This is a genomic window from Citroniella saccharovorans (genome assembly GCF_035481615.1).
Lineage (GTDB): Bacteria > Bacillota > Clostridia > Tissierellales > Peptoniphilaceae > Citroniella > Citroniella saccharovorans.
Window position 1 is genome coordinate 1169439 of record NZ_JAYKOT010000003.1, and the last position, 23394, is coordinate 1192832.

Sequence of the window (23394 nt, forward strand, 5' to 3'; positions counted from 1 at the left end):
TTATCATCTTTCTCTATGCTTGTCAAGTCTTTTTTTTCTTTTTTTAAAATTTTTATTTAGTATTAACTTAGATTTTTCTTTTCCAAAGGGAACTTCTATATATTACCAATATTTTTTTTATTAGTCAATACTTTTTTTGAATTTTTTTCATATTAGTTTTTTATTTATATTTTTTTTAAATTATTCACTTTTTACTTTTTTATATTTTATATTATATGGTATAATTGAATATATAATTTATCTTTGGAGGGATTTAATGAATAAAAAGCTAAGTTACATATTTATTTCTTCTATTTTATTATCTATTATACTTACATCTGTTTATTATTCTTTTTTTTATAAACTTCCTAATGGTGATAATGTTAATGAAGAACTTAATAAGTTTAATACTTACACCTCTAATAATATTAGTGATGAAGGTTTTTCAGAAATTAAGCAATCAGAGAATGTAAATACTAAAGAAAATTTTCTAGATCTTTCTAATTTAAAGGCTGATTTTTATGATATAGAATTTATTGGAAGTGGTTTTTTTTCTATAAGTGATAATGATAATCTTATTTCTTATGAAACTTTTGAAGATAATTTTATCTATCGAGCTTATATTGATCCAACTTACAAGTTTTTTGTTTCCAATAATGTAAAAGTTTTATTTAATGATAAACTTGATTCTTCTAAAATTATTAATGGCTACAATTTTGTTAATGAACCTTTTTATAACTCTTTTATTCCCAAGGATATATTTTCTGATATGGCAAGGCTAGATTTTTTTAAAAATGGTAAACTTATTGAAGAAATTAGCTTAAGTAAAAGTGATGAATCTTCTATAAAAGTCTTTAGTGCTAAAGATTATGATTTAATTAATGTAAACGGCGTTAAGGAAATTGAATTTACAAAATAAAAAACTTATTCATTTAAAGGTTTTTCCTTTTTGAATAAGTTTTTTATTTGTTTATTATTTACTTTTAGATAAAAGTATTAGCTTTTATTTTGATTGCTATTTTATATATTTTTTTGATTTGAAAGTACTTATAAAAAGACTATAGCTCCTATTTTCTTATTAAAATAACTTTTATACAATCTTTTAATAGAATTATTGAGTCCTTTAATATTTTTTATTCCTCTCTAATAAAACTTGATAAACTACATATTCCTATCTCTTCTAGGGTATTTGTTGAAACTAGAATTTTAGTTTTGTTTTTTTCCTTTTTACCAGTAGATTCATCTTTATAATTCTCTTCATACTCTAGTATGTAGGCTTTTAGATTTCGACCGTCTTCAGTTAGAGTATCCTCTTTAGTCCCACCACCTACATATGTAATTGTTTGATTTTCAATATAAGCTAAGACTGCAAAATTACATATAGATAGTTCAATTCTTGTAGGCTCTTTATCATTATAGAGGTACGAATTTGATCCTTTAAGCTCTTCTATGCTTTTTTCTACTTCTACCTCTTGATTTTCCAATTCAAACTCTCTTATTTTAATAATTCTTTTAATAGATGTGTCAGAGTAAGAAACAAAAGCTGCATTGGAATAATTGCTTATATTATCTATGTTTGGTAGTAAGACTTTTACCCTGTCTTGTTTTAAGTCCCCATGAAGCTTATAATCTCCTAGGATTTTTGATTTAATAAGTTCATCAAATATATTATTATTTTCTAATTTTTTGTATATTTTAGAATCAAAATAAACTAATTCTTTATTCTTATCAAAGATAAGTATAGATCCCTCTTTAGATGAGAATACCAGATCGCCTTCTTTATATATTTGAATATCTGGAAATGGAACTATAGCGCTTGGAGTCGCTAAATTAACTCCAATATTCTTATTTAAGTACTCGCCAATTGTTTTACTTTTCTTATCATCCAGTTTTTTAAATTTCTCACTACTTAAGTAATTTTGTATAAAATCTATTTTTTCTTTGCTAAATTCTTCTTCTAAATATGTTTGCTTCTTGCAAGATACAAGGAAGAGAGCTGTTAGTGCAAAAAATATTAATTTTTTCATTTATGCCTCCTATTAAATAAAATAAAAAAGGATACAATGAAGTATCCGATTTTAATATCTATACTTTAAATTAAATCCACAAGCCTTATCATATAGGTTATTGTCCAATTTTTTATTAAGAGGTTCATCTTTCACATTTAATGAATGTGCACAATATTTAGCTGTATCTCTTGTACCTTGATCTGTAATTACTAGTACGTCCCTAGCCCATCCATTGTTTGCTCCTTCACTTGTGCATAGAAAAACCAAATCTCCTGGACGATGGGTATTATCTTCTTCTCGGTCAAACCAAGTAGCTTTTGTATAAATTGGTTCTCTTTGTGTAATATTTTGTATTATTTATTATAAATTCTTTCAGATGCTGAGCGTCAGCCCATGGATAACTCCTAATCGAACCTCCACTCATGGCGAACCATTCATTATTTTTATTGGAAGTATCCGTTGTACTAAAAGGTACTCCCGCCTCATGTAGAACCTGGGAGGCAAAGTTGGTACAATCAAAATTACCTGGTGCTACATGAGGTATATATTGGTATCTTTTGCTATCACAATATGGTGGCGTTGTCGCCCATTTTCTAGCATACTCTCTTGCCTTTGTTCTATTAAGATCATAAGTGCTAGAAGCCCTAAGTGCTAACATCTTAACTAAGTCATTGTTGTAATTTGCTGATGATGATTCTTTTACGTCTTCTAATAAACCTTCATTGTAATTTTCATGAGCTTCAGTGTCTTTAAAAAAAGAATCCTCAAGATAAATCTTTCCAAGCCTTCCATCAATATACATTTTAGCTCTTTTCATAATTTCTTCATGGCTACGCTTAACTTCAACTTTTGTGTTTGAGCTGGTATTTTCTAATGATTGTTTAGACACTGAAGGGTAAGGTGAACTTGGTTTATCAAAAAAATAAGATATACCATCATAGATATCAAATAATTTTAATCCAGTTTCCGTTTTTTCTAACTTAATAAAAATTTTGGCAGGAAGCATGTTAATATCTGTCATACTACCATCTAAATTTTTATAAGTGTAATATTTTTCTAACTCAACTCCAACTATATAGTATGAGTCTTCTTCATTTACATCAAATTGACTAAGAAAATTTGTCCTGCTAGAAATAAGCTCACTTCCGTCGCCATAATCCCTGTCGTTAACTGTATTCCTATAATAAAATCTTAACTTCATCTCGTCATTAAAGTCAGTATTATTAGGATCTAAATATTTTTCTAAAAATTCTTCATACACTATATTTTTATCTGATAAATGATAATTTGAAAGAAAATCTTTAGAAAATTCTATTGGGTCGTCAGTGGTAACTGTCCTACTAAACTCATCTGCAAATACTATTATGCTATTTGACGAAATAATGATAGCTAATACTAGAAAAGCAGATAAAATTTTTTTCAGTAAATCTTTCATGGCATCCTCCTTCTAGTTATAATTTTTAATTTCTAAGTAAAATTGTCCTACTCACTGTATCCACTTATGTTTTATCACTAAAAAGCTAATTTGTTTCACCTCTAACATTACAATTTCATTACAATTTATTTCAGCAAAATAAAAAGACCACAAAACTTTGCGGTCATTACTTTTACTCTTCTTCTTTTTCTCTATATATTACAAGCTTATTTCCTATTTGATCCACATATTCAGAATCTGTTGATTCGATTATTTCATTTAATAGGTCTTTTCTATCATCTAGGTTGTTGTTTAAAACCTTAATTTTAACTAATTCATCTTTTTTTAGTAATTCATCAATTGCACCAATTACTTTTTCATCTATGCCATTTTTCCCTATGATAAGTTTTTCTTTTATTAAATTTGCTTCTTTTTTTAAATTTCTTCTTTTAGTTTTTTCCATTATATCCTCTTATTCCATATATTCAAACTCGTATCCTGCTACGAATATAGAGTCATGTTCCCGAGCTCCCAGCTCTTTTATTTTTTCAATAATTCCCACTTCAGTTAGCCTTTTATAGAAATAATCTAAAGATTCGTAATTATCTATATTTGTTCTGTATAGAAGATTTTCTACAAATGGTCCTTCTACATATATAGTGTCATCTACTTTTTCTACTGTCCAAGGCTCCTGTTCTTCAGGTGCATCTATTTTTTCATCATAGTATTCATCAAAGGTTTCTTCTTCAATTGGTAATTTTTGAAGCTCATTATATATCTTATATTTTAATTCTTTTAGCCCAGTCCTAGTAATTGAGGAAGTTACCAAAACTTCATAGCCCCTATCTTCTAGATTTTTTTTAGTAATTTCTAAAAAAAGCTCTGAGTCTTCAATGTCAACCTTGTTTAAAACTACTATTTGCTTCTTTTCAAGTAATTTTTCGCTATAATCTCTAAGTTCATTATTAATTAAGTCAAAATCTTCAAGTGGATCTCTATTTTCTGAACCTGAAACGTCTAGCACGTGAACTAAAAGTCTTGTTCTTTCAATGTGTCTTAAAAAGTCATGCCCTAGCCCTAAGCCATCTTTAGCGCCTTCGATAAGTCCTGGTATATCGGCTATTAAGTAGCTTTTTCCTTCTTCAATATTTACTACTCCAAGATTAGGCGAAAGGGTTGTAAAATGATAGTTGGCAATTTTAGGCTTAGCTTCTGTAAGTATTGATAAGATTGAACTTTTTCCAACATTTGGTAGGCCAATTAGACCAACATCTGCTATAGTTTTAACTTCTAATATTACATTTGTCTCCTGGCCTTTAAGACCACTTTGAGCATATCTAGGAGTTTTTTTAATTGAAGAAGCAAATTTAACATTACCTCTTCCGCCCCTACCTCCTTTTAAAACTAAAACTTTTTCTCCTTCATTTTTAATATCAAAAAGTACCTTTCCAGTTCTTTCATCCTTAATGAGGGTTCCAAGTGGTACTTTTAAAATTAAATCCTGACCTTTTTTCCCGTAGCAGTTTTTCTTCTTACCATCTTCTCCATTTTCTGCACTATATTTTGTCTTATATTTAAAATCCATGAGGGTTCTTAAATTTCTATCTCCAACGAAGTAAATGCTACCGCCATCTCCTCCATCTCCTCCGTCAGGTCCACCATTTGGAACGTATTTCTCTCTTCTAAAAGAAATAGCCCCATCTCCACCCTTTCCAGATTTTAAACTAATAGCCGCTATATCTATAAACATAAAATTCTCCTTTTTAAAAAAACCTGCCAATATTGGCAGGTTTTGTTTTATGCAGATTGTTCTTGGTAAACACAAACTCTTTTTTTGTCACGTCCGAATTTTTCAAATTTTACATATCCTTCAGTTACAGCAAATAGAGTATCGTCTCCACCTTTTTTAACTCCTACGCCAGGATGAATCTTAGTTCCTCTTTGTCTAACTAAGATATTTCCTGCTAAAACATATTCACCGTCTCCACGTTTTGTTCCAAGTCTTTTAGCTCTTGAATCTCTACCATTTTTAGTAGATCCAAGACCTTTTTTACTTGAGAAAAATTGTATATCAAGTCTAAACATCTTTATCCTCCTTTACTAAAATCTTTATATGATTTTTAAATTCTCTTCTAATTTGTGTTAAGCCTACCATAAGAAATTCTATCAATAAATCAAGTTCCCTATTAGATTTAATAAGATCTCTATTAAAATCTATTTTGATTAAGGCTTGTTTTTTATTGATGGTAATATTATAGGTACTTTTATTAAGTCTAAGAACTCTTTCTAGTGAATTAATAAAAGTATAAACCAAAGAAGAAATTGCAGCGCAAACTATATCTTCTCCAGTTTTAGCATATTGTGCGTGATCCTCAATTACTATGCTCTTAATTCTTTTTTTTGAATCCTTTAAGACTTTAACCCTAGTCATTATTAGTAAGCGATTGATTTGATTTTTACTTTTGTGTATGGTTGTCTATGACCATTTTTCTTTCTATAGTTTTTCTTTGCTCTGTATCTAAATACGATAACTTTTTTAGCTTTTCCTTGTTCTAAAACTTCAGCTTCAACCTTTGCTCCTTCAAGAATTGGTTTTCCAGCCTTAATTCCATTATCATCTGATACAAGTAATACTTTGTCAAAACTAATACCCTCTCCAACTTCAGCTTGTAATTTTTCTACCTTAATTACATCTCCTTCTTTTACTTGGTATTGTTTTGCTCCTGTTTCTATAACTGCGTACATAGCGTGCACCTCCTTTTCTAATTTTCTCGCCGATAAAGGTGGCAATTGCACTTGAAACCTTTCTCGAGCGGTTTACACGCATACTTTATATTATCAAAAACTAAATAATAAGTCAAGTTTTTGCATAGAAAATTATATCATAAAAAATATTATTTTTAAAGTATAGGAGAAAGTAGTCTAGAAAAAGATTCTTTAATTTTTACTAATTTATTTCTACTTTCATATTTTTCTAAGGTAAGTTCTTCTGAATTTTTTACATCTTCAAGAAATTGATTGTATAGTTTTTGATTTACATCATCATCAAATATAAGGGCATTTGATTCAAAATTCAAGCTGAAACTTCTTATATCCATATTGGCAGAACCTATAGTAGATAAATATTCATCAACAAGAAGCATCTTACAGTGCATAAAGCCCTCATCATATAGGTATGCCTTTGCTCCAGAAGCAATCACCTCGCCAAGATAAGATAGTGATGCCCACAATACAAATGGATGGTCAGGATTTTTTGGAATCATAATAGAAACGTCAACTCCACTTACTGAGGCAGTTTTTATTGCATCCAAAATTGTATCATCCGGAATAAAATAAGGAGTTTGAATTACTACCCTATCTTTAGCAGAAGTTATCATTTTAAACATCATATTTTTAATATTTTCATATTTTGTATCTGGTCCAGATGTAATAATTTGAATTCCAGAATTTCCAGCTGTTTTAGATGGTCTAGAAAATGATTCAGCTCTTGGATCTGTTTTTTTGGATGCATAGTTAAAATCTTTTAAAAACCTAAACTTTATACCTGCTACAGCTGATCCCTCAACTCTTATGTGGGTATCTCGCCAAAATCCAAAATTTTTATCAAGTCCCAAATACTCATCTCCGACATTGAAACCTCCTATATATCCAATCTTATTGTCAATTATAACAAGTTTTCTATGGTTTCTATAATTAAGTCTTAGATTAAACCTACGAATTAGATTTGGAAAGAATATCTCCACATCAGCTCCAAGCTCCTTTAATTTATCTAAGTCGTGCTTTTTTAAGAATCTGCCCCCAACTCCATCATAAAGTAGTCTAACTTTTACACCTTGAGCTTGTTTGTTTTCTAGCCTTCTAATAAGCTCACTTCCAATTAAGTCACTTTTAAAAATGTAATATTGTATATCTATTGAACTTTCAGCATTATCTATATCATTTAATAAAGATTCAAATTTAGTCTTACCCTGAAAGAAAATATCAATTTTATTATCGTCAGTGTAAAATGACTCATCGGAATTGAGATTTAACCTAATTAAATCATAATACTCTTTAGTTTTTTCGTTGTTACCTAAAAATTTGCCACTTTCCATAAAATTAGCTTGATAGTTAGTAATAGAAGATAAAAAATAATCCTCTTCCTCTTTTAGCTTAAACATTTTTCTTTTTTTGTAGTCTTGTCCTAAAAGTAAGTACAAAATAAACCCTACAATAGGTATCAAAGTCATAACCATAGCCCACATAAGTGTAGACTTTGGAGATTTATGTCTACCTAAAAAGATTATTATAAAAACTAGTCCAATATTAAGAAATAAAAGTATACTAGGTTTTAAACTAATAAAATCAAAAATTTTAATCAGCCCCTATTTTTTATATTTTTTAGATTTATATCTTAGGTTGCTATCGAGAATGTCCTTTCTAAGTCTTAGTGATTTAGGAGTAATTTCAATAAATTCATCTTCTTCAATAAATTCCATTAACTCCTCTAAACTCATAATCTTAGCTGGAGTCAATTGAATTTTTTCATCTGCAGCGCTAGATCTTATATTGGTTTGTTGCTTTTTCTTGCAAACATTAACTTCTACATCAAGGCCCTTAGGATTTTGTCCAACAACCATTCCCTCATAAACTTCATCTCCAGGAACTACAAATAAAAGTCCTCTTTCTTGAGCTGCTCCAAGTCCGTATGCACTAGCAGTTCCAGTTTCAAAAGCTATAAGTGAGCCTAAAATTCTCTTTGGAATTTCTCCTTTAAATGGCTCATATCCATAAAACTCAGAATTTAAAATTCCATTTCCTCTTGTGTCAGTTAAAAACTCTTGCCTATAACCTATCATTCCTCTTGCTGGAACCTTAAATATAAGCCTTGTATAGCCAGATCTTCCCGGCTTCATATCAATAAGCTCAGCCTTTCTTGATCCAAGTTTTTCTATAATATTTCCAACATAAATTTCATCACAATCAATAGTTACATTTTCTATTGGTTCTAAAAGTTTACCATTTTCATCTTTTTTAAATAAAACTTCAGGTTTAGAAATCATAAATTCAAAACCTTCTCTTCTCATATTTTCAATAAGAACAGAAATATGAAGTTCTCCCCTGCCTGAAACCTTAAATGAATCTGTAGAATCTGTATCTTCAACTCTCAAAGAAACATCAGTTTCAAGTTCCTTGTAAAGCCTGCTTCTTATTTGTCTAGATGTAACAAACTTTCCTTCTCTACCTGCAAAAGGTGATGTATTTACTGAAAATTTTACAGCAAGAGTAGGCTCAGATATTTTTACAAATTCTAGTGGACTATCATCTTCTGGATCTGTAAGAGTATCTCCTATATTTATTCCCTCAACGCCAGATAAGGCAACTATGTTACCAGCTGAGGATGATTGAACCTCAACTCTTTTTAAGCCTTCAAATTCATATATCTTAGTTATGTGAATCTTCTTTCTTTTATCTTTTTCGTTGTGATTTACTATTAAAAGCTCATCTCCAACCTTAACCTTGCCTGAATTTATTTTTCCAATACCAATTCTACCAACATAGTCATTAAAGTCAGTAGTAGATATTAGAAGTTTAAATAAGGCATTTTCATCTCCTTCTGGTTCTGGAATATAGGAAATAATTTTATCTAGTAGATCATTCATATTTTCCTTTGGCTCATCTAAACTACTTGAAGCCCATCCATTTCTAGCTGAAGCGTAGATAAATGGAGAATCAAGATAGGATTCATCAGCATCCATTTGTATAAATAAACTTAGAATCTCATCTTCAACTTCAGCAACCCTAGCTTCCTTTCTGTCAACTTTATTTATACATACAAGAACTGGTAGTTTAAGTTCAAAAGCTTTAGAAAGTACAAACTTAGTTTGAGGCATTGGTCCTTCAAATGCATCTACAACAAGTACAACTCCATCAGCCATTTTTAAAACACGCTCAACTTCTCCTCCAAAGTCAGCATGGCCCGGCGTATCAATAATATTTATTTTGTAGTCCTTATATAAAACTGCAGTATTTTTTGAAAGAATTGTAATTCCTCTTTCTTTTTCTATATCTCCAGAGTCCATTACCCTATCTTTTACAGCTTCATTTTCTCTAAAAACTCCAGATGATCTTAAAATACCATCAACTAGAGTAGTCTTGCCATGATCAACGTGGGCAACAATTGCCACATTCCTAATTTTATCTTTTTTCATCATAATAACCTTTCTATAAATTAACTTTTCCATCTAATTTTATCAAAAATATCGAAAGTATTCAATTTTGTTATTTAATATTTTAAAAATATTCCTAAAGCTTAGTAGTCTCAAAAATAAAAGCAAATGACCAAATGGATTAGTCATTTGCAAAAATAAATCTATCTTAACTATTAAAAATTTTTTTAATTTAATCTCTACCTAGTAATTTAAACATATTTTTCTTATATGCCTCAACTCCTGGTTGATCAAAAGGATTGACTCCCTCAATATAAGCTGAAATTGCACAGGAAATCATAAAGAAATAAATAAGTTTACCTAGATTATATTCATCTAATGAAGGTAGATTAATAACAATATTTGGGCAAAGTCCATCTACATGGGCCTGGATAACACCTTCTTTAGCCTTGTTTTGAACATAAGAAAAGTTCTTTCCTTGGAGATAATTTAAATTATCTAAATTTTCTTCATCATAAGGAATCGCCATATCAAACTTTTCCTCTTCAATATATATAATGGTTTCAAAAATATTTCTCTTTCCATCTTGAATAAGCTGACCAATTGAATGAAGATCAGTTGTAAAAGTTGCAGAAGCTGGGAATATCCCAAGTCCATCCTTTCCTTCTGATTCTCCGAAAAGCTGCTTTAGCCACTCTTTTATATAATTTAATTTTGGTTCGTATGATGCAAATATCTCTATATCTTTACCAGCCTCTCTATATTGCTGTCTAAGAGCGGCATATCTTAGAGCATTATTTTCTTTAAATAAAACTGTGTACTCCTTAGATGCTGTAAGTGCCCCAGAGAGAAGCTCTCTGATATTTAATCCAGCTGCCGCAATAGGAATTAGACCAACATCAGTTAGAACTGAGTATCTTCCGCCAATATCTGAAGGAACTACAAACTTTTCAAGTCCCATATTATCTGCTAAAGTTTTTAAAGCTCCCTTTTCCCTGTCAGTTGTAACAATAATCCTTTCTCTTAATTCATCTTTATTATACTTGGTTTCAAGAAGCTTACGAACAGCTCTAAAAGTTAAGGCTGGCTCCAGAGTAGTTCCGGACTTAGAGATAACATTAACGTAAAAATCTTTATCTTGTAAGTATTCAATTAATTCAACAAGTCTTTGAGGAGAAAGATCGCAGCCTGCAAAAATAACTTCAAAATTTTCTTTTTTATATGTCTTTTTTAAAGCTTCTATAACAGCCCTTGCCCCAAGATAAGATCCTCCTATTCCAATAACAACTAAAACATCCGCATTTTTTCTCATTTTGGCTGCAAGTTTTTCAATCCTAACAATATTATCTTCATTGATATTTTTAGGTAATTCTACCCATCCTGTAAATTCACTGCCTTTTCCATTTTTATTAATTAATTTTTCTAAAGATTCTAAAGCATCATTTACATATTTTTCTTTTAACTTGTCAGCCCTACTTAAATCAACTTTTAACTCCATTTTTTACTCTCCTATTTTTAAAACTAATATTGCAATATCATCTGAAATTGTATTCCAAGAAAAATCAGATGTACCTATCAATATATTTTCTATTACATTGCCTTTTTTTTCAACAGATTCCATAATTCTATGAGTTCCATACTCTTCATTTTCATAATTTTTAAATTCCACAAGTCCATCCGTATAAAGCACCAGCCTATCTCCAGAATTTAAAGTTACCTGTGCCTCTTTATATTCATAATCAGGTAAAATATTTGAAATAGGAAGCCCAGTTATGTCTAAAAATTCAGTTTTATTGGATCTTTTTACAATTGGTGGAGCATTGTGACCAGCATTTGAGTAGGTTAATGTCTTTTCCTTTTTAGAATAAATAGCGAAAAATCCAGTTAAATATATACTATCATCAAGCTGAAGATTTTGAAATCTAGTTTTTAGTTCTCCCATTACTAATTTAGTACTTGTAGTACCATAATCCTCTACAATATCTAAAAATGAAATCTTAACAAAAACAGTAAGCATAGCAGCTGAGATACCATGGCCCACAACATCTGCAATATATATGCCCAGTTTATCATCATCTATTTTAAAAACATCGAAAATATCTCCAGATAAATGTTCAGACGGCCTATATATATAATCAAAATATGAACCGTTAATAACTCTTTTCTTAGGAAGAAGAGTGTGCTGGATTTTGTTTGCAAGAGCAATGTCGTAGGCAACTTTTTTGTGTGTTTTAAAAAGTGACCTTCTTATTCCCAGTTCATTTTCAATATCACTAAAAACCTCAACAGCTCCAATTACTTCATTTTTCCTATTAAAAATAGGTGATGATTTAACCTTCATAGCCCTGTCATTTAAAAGAATTTCCTTGGATTGAGCTTTTTTAGTTTTAAATGTAAAAGAAGAAAAAGATTCTGGCAGGGTCTCTATAATTTCTTCGCCCAAATTTGACAATTCAACAGAGTATTTTAAATCAATGGCAAATTCATTTGCCATCTTTTTATTGATAAAAATAGTCCTCTCATCTCTATCAACAACTCTTACCCAATCGTCCATGGCGTTGAGAATCCCAAAGTCGACTTTTTCTTTTAGAAAAATATCTTCACTAAAGTCCTTAATCATCTCTTCCATAATTAAACCTCTTTTGGCTTGTTGCCGTAGTATTGGTAGTAATTAGTTTTAATCTTACCATTATATAACTTTCTCTTCCTGTCTGCTTTTCTTCCAAAAAAATGCTCAAATTCATCAAAAGATGTTAAAAAATAAAGGCTGAGATTTTTAAACTTACTAAACTTTTCACCCAAATCAATTGAAAGTTTTTCAATTTCTTTCTCTTCACCCAATCTAACACCATAAGGAGGATTTGAAATGAGAACAGAGTGGTCATCTCTTAAATCTAATTTTCTAAAATCTTTAACAAAAAATCTAATGTCATCTTCTAGCCCGAGCCTTGAAGCATTATCTTTAGCCTTTATTATTTGCCACTTGTCGATATCAGAGGCTATTATACTAAGTTTTTTATCAAAATCTATTTTAGACATTGCTTCACTTCTAGCTTCTTCGTAAGCCTTGTCAAAGCCTAAATTATCCCAATACATGAAATCAAACTCCCTATCAAGTCCAGGAGCAATATTTCTTTTTATCATAGCAGCTTCAATTGGAATAGTTCCAGACCCGCAAAAAGGGTCAATCAAAGTTCTTTTTTGATCCAGACTATAAAAAGACAGATAAACTAAAGCCGCTGCCAAAGTTTCTTTAAGCGGAGCATCTCCCGCCCTAGTTCTATATCCTCTTCTATGAAGTCCTCTTCCAGATGTGTCAAGAGTTATGGTAGCTATGTCACTATTAAGATCTATTTCAAGCTGGTATCTAGGTCCATCTTCATTTACCCAATCAGTTTTATATTCACTTTTTAGCCTTTCAGCAATTGCTTTTTTTACAATTCTCTGGGAATCTGAAATAGAAAAAAGTTTAGACTTATAACTCTTGCCATTAACTGGAAAAGCTCCTCCTTTTTTAATAATATCCATCCAATTAAAACTATAGGTTTTATCAAAAAGCTCTTCAAAGCTTGTAGTCTTAAAACTTGTTAAGGCTATATAGACTCTTTCTGCGCACCTTAGATTTATATTTAGTCTTGCAATATCATTTGCTGTTCCTTCAAGTTCAATTTTTCTATCTGAAACTTTAAGCTTGTCATAGCCAAGAGAAAATAGCTCTCTTTTTACAACTGCTTCCAGGCCAAAATTTGTAGTTATAATTATCTTGTATTTGTGATTTAAATTTAAATTTTCCATACTTTTATTATAACATACTGTACTTAAAATTAATCGAAAGTATATATAAATATTTAGTAGATTATCATATAAAAAAAGAGATAGAAAAATCCATAAAAGAATTTTCTATCTCTTTGTAATTGATTTTATCTTATTTTTCAAATTCAGCTAGAAAAAATTTACCGCTCAAACTAATTTTTTCTTCATTCTCAATATATACAGAGTTAAGCTCCTTTATATCTTCATTATTTAATTGAGAATCTTCAAAGGCTGTTAAAATATAAGCTTTATTTAAAGCTAAAGGAAAAATCTCTCCTTTTTTTTCAATAGCCATAAGTTTAGCGTTTATATTATTTTTATAAATTAAATTAAAATCCCTAACTTTTCCAAAAGATTTTACCTTATCTTCACCAGAAAACTTAAAAATTTCAAATGGTTTAAGATTTCTTTCTTCTCCATTAACTAAAAGCTTAAGAGGATTATCAAAAGTAGAAATATATCTTGTATAGGAAGAATAATCTGAGAAAGTTGACTCTTCCACTTCTGTAGTTGCAGTAGACACTCTTATAGAAAAATTTCTTTCTCCTACACTTGCATTTTCGGGATAAATAAATATTTCAGATGTAAGGCCTCCAGACCACTTAGTATCCTTGTAATCTTTGAAGGTAATTTTTTTAATCATTTAGAGCCTCATCTTTTAATTTTAATATCTTTTCAATTGCTTCAGATCTAAGTAAAACTTCATTTTCCCTTTCCTTCCTAGTAGAAAACTCAACCTTACCTTCTTTTGCAAGCTTACCAACAGTAATTCTTAAAGGAATTCCAATAAGGTCCCTATCGGCGAATTTTATTCCAGCTCTTTCCTTTCTATCATCAAGCATGGCATCAACTCCCCTAGACTTAAGCTCATTATATATTTCTTCTCCAAGTTTTAATTGATCCTCATCCTTATTATTTATAATAGTAACTATAGCTTCATAAGGAGCAACAGCAATTGGCCAAATAATACCATCATCATCGTGATTTTGTTCAATAATTGCAGTTACAGATCTAGTAACGCCAATTCCATAAGATCCCATATAAAAATTAACTTCCTTACCATTTTCATCTAAGAAAGAAGCATGTAAGGGTTTAGAGTATTTTTCTCCAAATAAAAAGATATTTCCTACTTCAATTCCCCTTTTGAATTTTAATTTTTTACCACACTCTGGGCAAATATCTCCTTCCTTTGCACAAAGAAGATCCTCTGCGACCTCTCCCTCAAAGTCTCTTGAATAATTCACATTCTTATAATGGTAATTTGTTTTATTTGCACCGGTGATTAAATTATTAATTTTTGTAACAGACCTGTCGATAATTACCCTAACTCCATCTTTTAAGCCTACAGGTCCAGTAAAACCAGGTTCAGCTCCACTTACCCTAACAATATCATCTCTTTCAGCCATGGATATAAGGTGTTCAGGAACCTTTAAGTAGGAAACAAGCTTAGCCATATTAAGCTCCCTATCCCCAGGAATAAATACAATTGTAGGCTCTCCATCTACAATCAAATCAACAGCCTTTAGGCACTTCTTAGGATCTTTTTCAAAAAACTTACTTATATCTTCAATAGTTTTTAAATCTTCAGTCAAAACTTCTTCAAGCTCTAACATATCTTCATGAGATTCTTGGACTACAACCTTAGCTTTCTCATCAGTAGCTGCATAAGAACATTCTTCACAAAAAGCAATAACACCTTCTCCAGTTTCAGATAGGGCTATAAACTCGTGGGACATATCTCCTCCCATAGCTCCAGAATCTCCTTCAACAATCTTATAATCAAGTTTTAGTCTATCAAAAACTTTTTCATAGGCCTTCCACTGACCCTTGTAAGACTCTAAGCCAGTTTCTCTACAAGTATCAAATGAATAAGCATCTTTCATTAGAAACTCTCTAGCTCTATTAATTCCAAATCTTGGTCTTTTTTCATCCCTATACTTAGTTTGAATTTGATAGATTACAAGTGGAAGCTGCTTGTAAGATTTTACCTCATCCCTAATAAGAGTAGTGAAATATTCTTCAGCAGTTGGTCCAAGACAAAAATCTCTATCATTCCTATCCTTTAATTTAAACATTTCTGGGCCAAAAACTTGCCACCTGCCAGACTCTTCCCAAATTTCCTTTGGCTGAATAGCTGACATTAGTATCTCCTGTGCTCCAGAATTATCCATCTCTTCCCTAACAATTTTTTCAATTTTTTTAACAACCCTAAGTCCAAGTGGAAGATAAGAATAAATTCCAGATGCAGATTTTCTAATCATACCAGCCCTAAGTAAAAACTTGTGACTGGCAACTTCTGCATCTCCTGGAGTTTCCTTAAGTGTTGGCATATACATTTTTGACATTCTCATAAAATTACCTCCTAAAAAATAAAAACTCTCATCTCATAAGAGACGAGAGTTAAAACAATCGCGGTACCACTCTAATAAAACCAAAAGGTTTCACTTTTAAAGCATAAAGCTGCTTAAAACTTGGCTACTCAAAAAGCAGGTTCAAAATTCTAGTTTCCAGTAAGCTCTAACCACCCTTACCTCGCTGTAGGACTTAAAAAAATTTACTAGTCTTTCTTCATCATAGCTATTTATATCAAATATTATAACATAAAATTAAAATTCTTTCTAGTGAAATCTTAGTGGTATAAAAATATTAGTAAAAGCTTCTTATATTTTATTATAAATAACTTTTATTCTAAAATTTTCTATGGTCTATGCCCTCTCCCAGCCCTAGACCTACTTAAACAGGAAAAAAATCTATATAATCTATCATTTTTTATTAAAGTTTAGATTATAAATATTATCATATATTTCTTCATCTAGCTCCCAGATTCCTTCATAAGGTTTTTCTATATAGTACTTATCATCTTCTTTGTATAAATAAAGAGTTGTCGGATTTTCTTCAGGCTCTTTAGAATTAAATTGGATAAGTGTATAAATTTCAATATTAGTAGGTTCGTCATTTATACTTTTTTTCTTTGTTTTATTTGAATTTTCTTTAATTTCATCTAATAATAAAGATATTTTATCCCTATCCTTGATAGTATATATAGAATCCATAACATTAAGAGAAATTCCAATATCTTCTATCCTATCCAATTCTGGTAGTGGTATGTTTTTGCTGCTCTTACAAGCAGTTAAAAATATAAAGCAAAAAGTTATTGCAATTAGAATATTTCTTTTCATTATTTTATCCTCCAAAATTATTGTAAGATTCTCTCACTTAAAGTCCTATATTAAAATAGACCTATAAATTTTTTAAAAGTTTATAAATTATTTTTTCAAAAGCACAAATATACATTTTAAAAGTTAATACTCCTAGAAAAAAGTAACTATATTCGTAAAATTCATAAAAGCTATCTCTCATCCAGGGCTTCTATTATCCTACCGATAAAGACAATATGTCCCTGCCAGCCTCCTTTATAATCAGGAAAAACCTTCGGCTTAGAAGAATAATAGTCTTTAATCTCATCTGCCATGCCCTCTTTAGAAAATTGATGCTGATAAATCTTTTTACAAAGAAAAGTTAAGTTTGCTTCACTGTAAGTTACGCTTTTCCCTATTTTAACTGGGCTAAATCCACTAGCTTCTACTTTGTTAGTATCCCTACCAGAATGAGAACCCATATAGGCTAAAGCTTTTTTATATTTTTCTGGGAAAAAACTAACTGTAAATGTATCATTTTCTTTTAAAAACTCACTTGTATATCTATCTGGGTGAACATAGATGGTAACCGTCTGAAAGCTTCTTCTCCCATCTCCCCAGATATTGCCAAGGCTTCCCCAGCCAAGAGTGCAGCTATTAAAATTATCAATTGTCCCTGCAGTTACTAAAGCCCAATTATCTTCAAACATTTTAAAAACTTCATATTTTTTTTCCTTTAAATTTTCCATTTTCTATCTCCAAAAAATATTTTATAAAATATTTATACCCGATATTAAATTAAACAATAACCCTTAGCTTTTCATCAATATTAAGTCCCTCAAGTCTTAGAAGTTGAAGTTTTTTATCTAAACCAGCAGAATATCCTCTAAGGTCTCCATTACTAGCTATAACTCTATGGCAGGGAATAATAATACTTATTGGGTTTTCTCCAACAGCCCTACCAATAGCTTGGGCTGACATAGCTTTTTTTGAGAGCTTACTTGCAACTTTTTTTGCAACCTGCCCATAACTTCTAGTAGTTCCGTAGGAAATATTAAGTAATTCCATCCAAACAATTAGGTTAAAATTAGTACCAGTAAGCTTAATTGGAATATTAAAATCCGGCTTGCTTCCAGAAAAGTAAATATCAAGCCAACTTTTTGTTAACTTAATAATATCCGTCTCCCTATATAGAGAATTTACATCTAATCCTTTTCCATAATATTTTGAGCCTTCTAGCCAAAGACCTGTTAGAGAATTTTCATCTGAAGCCAAAAGAATCTTTGAAATAAATGACTTATATTCATATATAAATTTCATAGATAAAAATTACCACCTTTGCAAGTCTATAAATAGACCCAATAGAATAATTTTACTTAAGTGTTTTTTCATCTCCCACATTCATAAAAGAAAGGCTTAAGGTAATTAGCATAAGTAAAATAGCAAAAATGCCATATAAGAAAACCTCTTTAAATATCTTTAGCTTAATAAGAGCACAAATACAATAAGTATAAATACTTAGCCAAAAAATAATAAGTGCGTAGTCTTTCTTTCCAGAAAAAGATATATCTTTTCTATGTCTTATTATAATAATAATCAGCCTAACAAATACAAAAATCCAAATTAGGATAAATGCTAAAAAAGAGAACCACTCATCGCTAAGCCTATTCAAAAAAAGAGCTACTGTGCTAGATAGGGCAACAAAAACTACCCCAGCAAAAGCAATTAATATAGATTTTAAAAGATTTATACTATCTTTGCTATTAGACTTCTCCCAGTGGCTTAGGGTCATATAGATAATAGCTGGAACCTCAAACATATAGCCAAAAAAATTTACCCAAATAACGCTCATAAACATATGATGATTAATGATAAGATTTATAGGCCTACCATCCCAAACCCAAAAACCTCCATCAAGTCTTATAGCTACTACATCTAAAAATAGGTCCATGCTGACAATTAAAAAGCCGGATAACAGAGCCTTGGTAAATTTATCTGTAGAAAACTTATTTGCTATTCTTAAAGCACAAACGCTAACTCCTCCCCACATAAGTCCGCCAAAAAAAGGAAATTGATAGTTCGACTTACCAATACTTATATAAAAATCCTTACTATAATGATAAATATCTGTAAATCTTACTGCTAAAAGTTCCAAGCAAAAGCCAGCCAAGGCTCCAGAAATCAAAAGCCCAAGCTCCCTATAGCTTTTTCCTTTTACAATATCTATTATTAATATTAAAACCAAAAAATAGCAAATTATTTCAAAACTATTTATCCAGTTCATCCTATCCTCCTATTCAAGCTTAAAATAAAAATTTAACCTAGCTAAAATAAATTAGAATCTAGACCTTAATACGTCCATTTTGAAAAAATAATAGTAGTAAAGCAACTTTCTTTAAAAATATGTATAATAAAACAAAAATATTAAAATATTTTTCTTTGTAATTATTATTTGATTATAATAATTATATCAGAGTTTTAAATCTAATTCACTAATATAACTCACAAATAAAAAAGCAGATTTTATCTTAAAAAATGGTAAATTTTTTATTATTTAATTATGTAAAAAGGCTAGCAAAAGCTAGCCTCAAGTTGTTGACAAAGTAGCAAAATCCAAAAGGTAGCGTTCCATACGAAAGAAATTGTAAGAAATTTAAATTGAAATAATCCGCCCGTAAATCGCACTGTTTGAGCGTTAGCGAGTTTGCGATTTACAGGATTATGAGATTTAGAATTTCTCAATTTCTGCAGTCGGAAAAGCGTTTTTGGATTTTGTCTACACTCTGAGGCTAGCAAAAGCTAGCCTTAAATAAGTTAGATTTAATTATCTTTTTTCTTTTCAGTCTTAGGTGGATTTAATGCCTTAAATGCTTCTATTACAGAGTCAGAAACTGAATTTACTCCGCCTACTACAACTGCATTTTCAATTTTGTTATCTTTAAGATAAGCTAATGCAAATTTGCCTGCATTATCCTTATTAACAAGTATGATAGGCATTTTACCTGTACTTGCATAAAGAGCTGATGCTAGGGCATCAATATTATTTAAACCATTTACTAAAACTGCTGATTTAGCATCTGGATAAGCTTTCGCAGCTAGTAAAGTAGCTGTTTCAAATCTATCTTTTCCGCCAATTCTTGTAGTAAATAAATCTTTTAAGCCGCTTTCAAATTTAGTAGAAACTGCTTCATTACCACCAACAATTTGAACTTCCTTTACGCCCTTTTCCTTTATATATTCGCTAAGTTCGCTAGAGATATCTTTACCATCTGTTAAAACAATTGCTAAGGCATTTTGAGCTGCATAGCCACTAACTGCTAGAGCATCGGCTGTCTTAAATCCATTTGTAAGGATTAAACCCTTAAAGCCAAACTTAGAATCTAACTCTTCAGCAACTTTAAGAGAAGTTTCAAATCTATCTTTTCCAGAAATTCTACTTACTTTAATATTTAGGTCTTCAAGTTCTTTAACAAGATTTTGACCTACTGAATTTTCTCCACCCACAATAATAATATTTTCTGGGCTAAGTCTCTTTATTTCATCTAAAACATTTGTAGGTATAGAACTGCTCTTAACAAGTAGGATTGGGCTAGCATTTTTAATTGAAAGTGGGCCAGCTGCTAGAGCATCTGCTGTAGCCTTATCTTCACCAGAAGCTAAGATAATAGTCTTTGGCTTAACATCATTTTCAAATAATTTTTGAGAAATTTCTACAGCTGTTTGATACCTATCTTTACCAGAAATTCTATCGGCATCGTTAACCACTTCAGCCTTTGGAACTTTGATTTTTAGGGTTTCACTTTTCTTGTCACTTCCTAGTTTTGCAACAAGTTCAATAATTTCTTCACCCTTTAGTCCTGTTACAAGATTTATAGAGAATTTTCCATCTTTTCCAGCCTTAACTTCAAATGGTTTTTCAAATCCTTCTCTTTTTAAAGTAACAGTTGCATCTGCTTCAGTTTTTCCTGTAAGAATCTTGTCCCCAGCCTTTACTTCATCATGAGATATATCAATTTTTATAAACTCAGATTTTACAACAGATCTTTTAACATATCTACCATCTTCTAATACTGTTAAAAGTCCAATTTCCTCTCCAACTTTAGTAATTTCATCTGCTAGATAAACAACTACAACATCGCCTACCAAAAAGCTACATGATTTTTTATAAATATGTCCATTAACTACAGAATAGATATTCTTTATCTTAAGATCATCATTAGATTTGCTTAAATGAAGTCCAATTTTAGTATCTCCTACTAGGGCATCTAGTACAGTATAATAATCCTGCATTTCAATTTCTTCAGCTAAATTTAAAGTAACTTCACTTACATCCTTTGGAGCAGTAAATACAATCTTTCCATCTTCCATTGAAAGATAAGGATTATTTTCAAGTGGGTCTATAATTAATTTAGCATTATTTGAAGTGCTTGCAGTAACTACATATTTCTTGCCTGGTTCAACTAAAAGTCCAGTAACTGGAATATTAGTTCCATCAAGAGCTGCTGATTTAAATCCGCTTGGGAATTTATGGAAAACTCTAACCTTTCCAGGAAGCTTTTCAAGTTCAAGTTCTGCTTTACTAGTCCATGATCTTGGATTTCCTTTAAGCTCAGTCCAATCACCTAACTTGTCATCAGCTTCATACTTATTTATTTTAATAACATTAGAACCCTTAAACTTATATCCACTATTTTCTTTTAGAGTAAATTCTAGCTTATGATCATTTTTAATGTCTATATCATTTTTGCTAAGTTCATTTAAATCTACTCCGTCAAGCTTTATAGATAAAATACTATTAACTTCTTCTTTTGTTAAACTCTTATCCTTTGACTTAACTGAAATAGTAAGCTCGCCCTTAAAAGTGTCTTCAGCTTTTTTTACAAGTTCAACTGTCTTAGAAGCCACCCATTTATCATCTTTTAAAAGCCAGTCTCCCTTGTTTGTTTCATCTGTATATTTTTTTATAGTAAGGTCTAAAGACTTTCCTAAATTTTCCTTAAAAACATATTCACTATCCTCTTTAACTTTTAAGGTAACTTTATTATCTTCTTTAATCTTATACTCACCTGTAGGAAGGTAATTTACTTGACCTTCTTCTGAAAAACTAACTATAACCATACCCACTGTAGTATCATCAACTACAGGAGTATTATCTGCATATACTTTTAGGCTAGCAAGTGGTGCAAGTAAAAAAGTAAATGCAAGAATAAGTGCTAAAAATCTAAAACTTTTTCTTTTCATATTATTCCTCCTTAGATTTAGTAACATATATATTATATCATTTTCGAGACCCAGTGTAAATAAATAGGGATATCTCTTTAATGTGAGAAATTAAGTTCATTAAAGAAATTAATAACTATTAGAAAAAACAATTTCTAATTTAAGCTTAGATCTTTTATAATTAAAATTAAAAAAGGAAACTATAAATTAGTTTCCTCAAGTTGTTGACAAAGTATCAAAATCCAAAAGGTACGCTGCAACGACAAAAATTGTAAGAAATTTAAATTGAAATAATCCGCCCGTAAATAGCACTGTTTGAGCGTTAGCGAGCTATCGATTTACAGGATTATGAGATTTAGAATTTTGGGGTTTCTGTAGTCGGAAAAGCATTTTTGGATTTTGTCTACACTCTGAATAAACTATAAATTAGTTTCCTCATATTTAATAATTGGTCTATAAAAAAATTTTTATTTCTAAAAAATCCTTTTTAATTAGGCTAAAAATATTTATAAAATTTCTAAAAAAAAGAGTAGGAAGCCTCCTACGCATCGCATCCTCACTCTTCAACATCTCTTATTCTTACAGGAATATATCCTCCATTACCTACACTATCCTCATAAGCAAGGCTTAAATAAAATCCCTGATCTTTTACAAAAATAACTAAGCTTTCTAAGTCTTCAAAATTTGGAAGCTTAAGCTTTAATTTTTCTCCATCAACTTCTATTTCAGGATTATCTTCTATAAACTTTTCTGAAGCCTTCTTTATATCTTCGACCTTTAAGTCATAAGCCTTTAAAAATTCTTCATTGTTAATAGGTTCTAAGCCCTTCCATAACATATTTCTTACAAAAATTTTCTTGTTATCTAAAACGCCCTGACTTATATACCTATCAGAAAAAACAAAGGAAAGAACAGTATCATCTCCAGAAAATTCATAGTCCAAACTAGCAAGAGTATCGGTTGTCTTATCTTCTAAAATAGAATTAATTAAGGATAATTTTTCTCCTGTAGCATCCGCTAATAATATTTGCCAGGCATTTTGTGCATTTTCATATTTTTTACTCATACCTAAAATAGGTATTCTATAATAAGAATACTCACTTTTAGAAAGTGGACTTTCAAAAAATTCTGAAGAGCTAGGAGAGACTGCAAACTCGTAAGATCTTATAAATAAAATATAGGCATCTTTCTTTGTACCGTCCTCGAAAGTTAAGTCAACTCTTTTTAAACCTTCTAAAGGTTTATCTAGGACAAATTCTCCCTTTGGCCCTTCCTTTAAAACTTTTCCATCAATCTCAGCCTTAAATGGTCTATAGGTAAATCTATTGTAAACATTTTTGTCTTCATTTGGTCCAATAAGTGGAAGATGAAACTTATATCCCTCAGAAAGAAAAACAATCCCATCACACTCCATATACTTTCCAACTTCTTTTTGAACCTCTTCAATCGACATTAATTTTTTATTTTTTTCTCCATTATTCTCTTTGTTTTCTGTTTGCTTTTCCTTATTTTCTTTAGGTGAATCTACCCCTTTATCACAAGCAGAAAATAAACTTAAACACAAAACCAGTAAGCTTAAAATCTTAAGTAATTTTTTCATCTCAACCTCCAAATATAAAATTAGGATAACATAATATTATTTACAAATCAAGAATTTTATGTAAAAAAAGAGC

At 30.4% G+C, this 23394-nt stretch carries 22 protein-coding genes; 1 reads left to right on the plus strand and 21 read right to left on the minus strand.

Going from position 1 to position 23394, the window contains the following annotated elements; translation table 11 throughout:
• Window positions 1–256 precede the first annotated feature (256 nt).
• A complete protein-coding gene (locus VLK81_RS08280; protein ID WP_324620136.1) occupies window positions 257–898 on the plus strand; it encodes a hypothetical protein in 642 nt (213 codons plus the stop codon).
• Between the two features lie 214 nt (window positions 899–1112).
• On the opposite strand, the gene VLK81_RS08285 is transcribed toward VLK81_RS08280, so the two are convergent.
• The 21 genes from VLK81_RS08285 to VLK81_RS08385 all read right to left on the minus strand — a co-directional run bounded on the left by VLK81_RS08285 (window position 1113) and on the right by VLK81_RS08385 (window position 23321).
• A complete protein-coding gene (locus tag VLK81_RS08285) occupies window positions 1113–2006 on the minus strand; it encodes a hypothetical protein (RefSeq protein ID WP_324620137.1) in 894 nt (297 codons plus the stop codon).
• Window positions 2007–2057: 51 nt separating this feature from the next.
• The gene (locus tag VLK81_RS08290) at window positions 2058–2255 is read right to left on the minus strand and encodes a hypothetical protein (protein ID WP_324620138.1); all 198 of its coding nucleotides are present in this window, start codon (window positions 2253–2255) and stop codon (window positions 2058–2060) included.
• A 34-nt stretch (window positions 2256–2289) separates the two neighbouring features.
• Complete coding sequence (locus VLK81_RS08295; protein ID WP_324620139.1) at window positions 2290–3423, minus strand: amidase domain-containing protein; 1134 nt, start codon at window positions 3421–3423, stop codon at window positions 2290–2292.
• Window positions 3424–3595: 172 nt separating this feature from the next.
• Window positions 3596–3865 carry a YhbY family RNA-binding protein gene (locus VLK81_RS08300; RefSeq protein WP_324620140.1) on the minus strand — a complete coding sequence of 90 codons (270 nt, stop codon included), beginning with the start codon at window positions 3863–3865 and terminating at the stop codon, window positions 3596–3598.
• A gap of 9 nt (window positions 3866–3874) precedes the next feature.
• Window positions 3875–5152 (minus strand): GTPase ObgE, encoded by a 1278-nt coding sequence (obgE, locus tag VLK81_RS08305; protein WP_324620141.1) that lies wholly within the window; start codon window positions 5150–5152, stop codon window positions 3875–3877.
• Window positions 5153–5199: 47 nt separating this feature from the next.
• Window positions 5200–5487 (minus strand): 50S ribosomal protein L27, encoded by a 288-nt coding sequence (gene rpmA / locus VLK81_RS08310; RefSeq protein ID WP_324620142.1) that lies wholly within the window; start codon window positions 5485–5487, stop codon window positions 5200–5202.
• The gene (locus tag VLK81_RS08315; protein ID WP_324620144.1) at window positions 5480–5833 is read right to left on the minus strand and encodes a ribosomal-processing cysteine protease Prp; all 354 of its coding nucleotides are present in this window, start codon (window positions 5831–5833) and stop codon (window positions 5480–5482) included. Before VLK81_RS08315 ends, rpmA begins: the two co-directional genes overlap by 8 nt.
• A gap of 2 nt (window positions 5834–5835) precedes the next feature.
• Complete coding sequence (gene rplU, locus VLK81_RS08320) at window positions 5836–6147, minus strand: 50S ribosomal protein L21 (protein WP_324620145.1); 312 nt, start codon at window positions 6145–6147, stop codon at window positions 5836–5838.
• Between the two features lie 155 nt (window positions 6148–6302).
• The gene (cls, locus tag VLK81_RS08325) at window positions 6303–7763 is read right to left on the minus strand and encodes a cardiolipin synthase (protein ID WP_324620507.1); all 1461 of its coding nucleotides are present in this window, start codon (window positions 7761–7763) and stop codon (window positions 6303–6305) included.
• 3 nt (window positions 7764–7766) lie between these two features.
• On the minus strand, window positions 7767–9593 hold the full coding sequence (typA, locus tag VLK81_RS08330; RefSeq protein WP_324620509.1) for a translational GTPase TypA: 1827 nt from the start codon (window positions 9591–9593) through the stop codon (window positions 7767–7769).
• Between the two features lie 190 nt (window positions 9594–9783).
• Window positions 9784–11049: a glucose-6-phosphate isomerase gene (locus tag VLK81_RS08335; RefSeq protein WP_324620146.1), complete on the minus strand. Its 1266-nt coding sequence runs from the start codon at window positions 11047–11049 to the stop codon at window positions 9784–9786.
• 3 nt (window positions 11050–11052) lie between these two features.
• A complete protein-coding gene (locus tag VLK81_RS08340; RefSeq protein ID WP_324620148.1) occupies window positions 11053–12180 on the minus strand; it encodes a SpoIIE family protein phosphatase in 1128 nt (375 codons plus the stop codon).
• A 2-nt stretch (window positions 12181–12182) separates the two neighbouring features.
• Window positions 12183–13346 (minus strand): THUMP domain-containing class I SAM-dependent RNA methyltransferase, encoded by a 1164-nt coding sequence (locus VLK81_RS08345; protein ID WP_324620150.1) that lies wholly within the window; start codon window positions 13344–13346, stop codon window positions 12183–12185.
• 130 nt (window positions 13347–13476) lie between these two features.
• The gene (locus VLK81_RS08350; protein WP_324620152.1) at window positions 13477–14007 is read right to left on the minus strand and encodes a HutD family protein; all 531 of its coding nucleotides are present in this window, start codon (window positions 14005–14007) and stop codon (window positions 13477–13479) included.
• Window positions 14000–15715 carry a proline--tRNA ligase gene (locus tag VLK81_RS08355; RefSeq protein ID WP_324620154.1) on the minus strand — a complete coding sequence of 572 codons (1716 nt, stop codon included), beginning with the start codon at window positions 15713–15715 and terminating at the stop codon, window positions 14000–14002. The genes VLK81_RS08350 and VLK81_RS08355 overlap by 8 nt, the downstream gene beginning before the upstream one ends.
• A gap of 411 nt (window positions 15716–16126) precedes the next feature.
• Window positions 16127–16543, minus strand: a complete 417-nt coding sequence (locus VLK81_RS08360; protein ID WP_324620155.1) for a DUF5301 domain-containing protein — start codon at window positions 16541–16543, stop codon at window positions 16127–16129.
• Between the two features lie 170 nt (window positions 16544–16713).
• Window positions 16714–17250 carry a flavin reductase gene (locus VLK81_RS08365; protein WP_324620156.1) on the minus strand — a complete coding sequence of 179 codons (537 nt, stop codon included), beginning with the start codon at window positions 17248–17250 and terminating at the stop codon, window positions 16714–16716.
• Window positions 17251–17299: 49 nt separating this feature from the next.
• Entirely contained in the window at window positions 17300–17821 is a 522-nt protein-coding gene (locus VLK81_RS08370) for a methylated-DNA--[protein]-cysteine S-methyltransferase (protein WP_324620157.1), read from the minus strand.
• Between the two features lie 52 nt (window positions 17822–17873).
• Window positions 17874–18785, minus strand: a complete 912-nt coding sequence (locus tag VLK81_RS08375; protein WP_324620158.1) for a DUF422 domain-containing protein — start codon at window positions 18783–18785, stop codon at window positions 17874–17876.
• A 536-nt stretch (window positions 18786–19321) separates the two neighbouring features.
• Window positions 19322–21742: a cell wall-binding repeat-containing protein gene (locus VLK81_RS08380; protein WP_324620159.1), complete on the minus strand. Its 2421-nt coding sequence runs from the start codon at window positions 21740–21742 to the stop codon at window positions 19322–19324.
• Window positions 21743–22277: 535 nt separating this feature from the next.
• Window positions 22278–23321 carry a hypothetical protein gene (locus tag VLK81_RS08385; protein ID WP_324620161.1) on the minus strand — a complete coding sequence of 348 codons (1044 nt, stop codon included), beginning with the start codon at window positions 23319–23321 and terminating at the stop codon, window positions 22278–22280.
• Window positions 23322–23394: the final 73 nt, after the last annotated feature.

Excerpts from the sequence above, each read along its gene's own strand:
- VLK81_RS08280 (WP_324620136.1), top strand. The coding sequence starts at position 257 with ATGAATAAAAAGCTAAGTTACATATTTATTTCTTCTATTTTATTATCT.
- VLK81_RS08285 (WP_324620137.1), bottom strand. The coding sequence starts at position 2,006 with ATGAAAAAATTAATATTTTTTGCACTAACAGCTCTCTTCCTTGTATCT.
- VLK81_RS08295 (WP_324620139.1), bottom strand. The coding sequence starts at position 3,423 with ATGAAAGATTTACTGAAAAAAATTTTATCTGCTTTTCTAGTATTAGCT.
- VLK81_RS08300 (WP_324620140.1), bottom strand. The coding sequence starts at position 3,865 with ATGGAAAAAACTAAAAGAAGAAATTTAAAAAAAGAAGCAAATTTAATA.
- obgE (WP_324620141.1), bottom strand. The coding sequence starts at position 5,152 with ATGTTTATAGATATAGCGGCTATTAGTTTAAAATCTGGAAAGGGTGGA.
- rpmA (WP_324620142.1), bottom strand. The coding sequence starts at position 5,487 with ATGTTTAGACTTGATATACAATTTTTCTCAAGTAAAAAAGGTCTTGGA.
- VLK81_RS08315 (WP_324620144.1), bottom strand. The coding sequence starts at position 5,833 with ATGACTAGGGTTAAAGTCTTAAAGGATTCAAAAAAAAGAATTAAGAGC.
- rplU (WP_324620145.1), bottom strand. The coding sequence starts at position 6,147 with ATGTACGCAGTTATAGAAACAGGAGCAAAACAATACCAAGTAAAAGAA.
- typA (WP_324620509.1), bottom strand. The coding sequence starts at position 9,593 with ATGAAAAAAGATAAAATTAGGAATGTGGCAATTGTTGCCCACGTTGAT.
- VLK81_RS08335 (WP_324620146.1), bottom strand. The coding sequence starts at position 11,049 with ATGGAGTTAAAAGTTGATTTAAGTAGGGCTGACAAGTTAAAAGAAAAA.
- VLK81_RS08340 (WP_324620148.1), bottom strand. The coding sequence starts at position 12,180 with ATGGAAGAGATGATTAAGGACTTTAGTGAAGATATTTTTCTAAAAGAA.
- VLK81_RS08345 (WP_324620150.1), bottom strand. The coding sequence starts at position 13,346 with ATGGAAAATTTAAATTTAAATCACAAATACAAGATAATTATAACTACA.
- VLK81_RS08350 (WP_324620152.1), bottom strand. The coding sequence starts at position 14,007 with ATGATTAAAAAAATTACCTTCAAAGATTACAAGGATACTAAGTGGTCT.
- VLK81_RS08355 (WP_324620154.1), bottom strand. The coding sequence starts at position 15,715 with ATGAGAATGTCAAAAATGTATATGCCAACACTTAAGGAAACTCCAGGA.
- VLK81_RS08360 (WP_324620155.1), bottom strand. The coding sequence starts at position 16,543 with ATGAAAAGAAATATTCTAATTGCAATAACTTTTTGCTTTATATTTTTA.
- VLK81_RS08365 (WP_324620156.1), bottom strand. The coding sequence starts at position 17,250 with ATGGAAAATTTAAAGGAAAAAAAATATGAAGTTTTTAAAATGTTTGAA.
- VLK81_RS08370 (WP_324620157.1), bottom strand. The coding sequence starts at position 17,821 with ATGAAATTTATATATGAATATAAGTCATTTATTTCAAAGATTCTTTTG.
- VLK81_RS08375 (WP_324620158.1), bottom strand. The coding sequence starts at position 18,785 with ATGAACTGGATAAATAGTTTTGAAATAATTTGCTATTTTTTGGTTTTA.
- VLK81_RS08380 (WP_324620159.1), bottom strand. The coding sequence starts at position 21,742 with ATGAAAAGAAAAAGTTTTAGATTTTTAGCACTTATTCTTGCATTTACT.
- VLK81_RS08385 (WP_324620161.1), bottom strand. The coding sequence starts at position 23,321 with ATGAAAAAATTACTTAAGATTTTAAGCTTACTGGTTTTGTGTTTAAGT.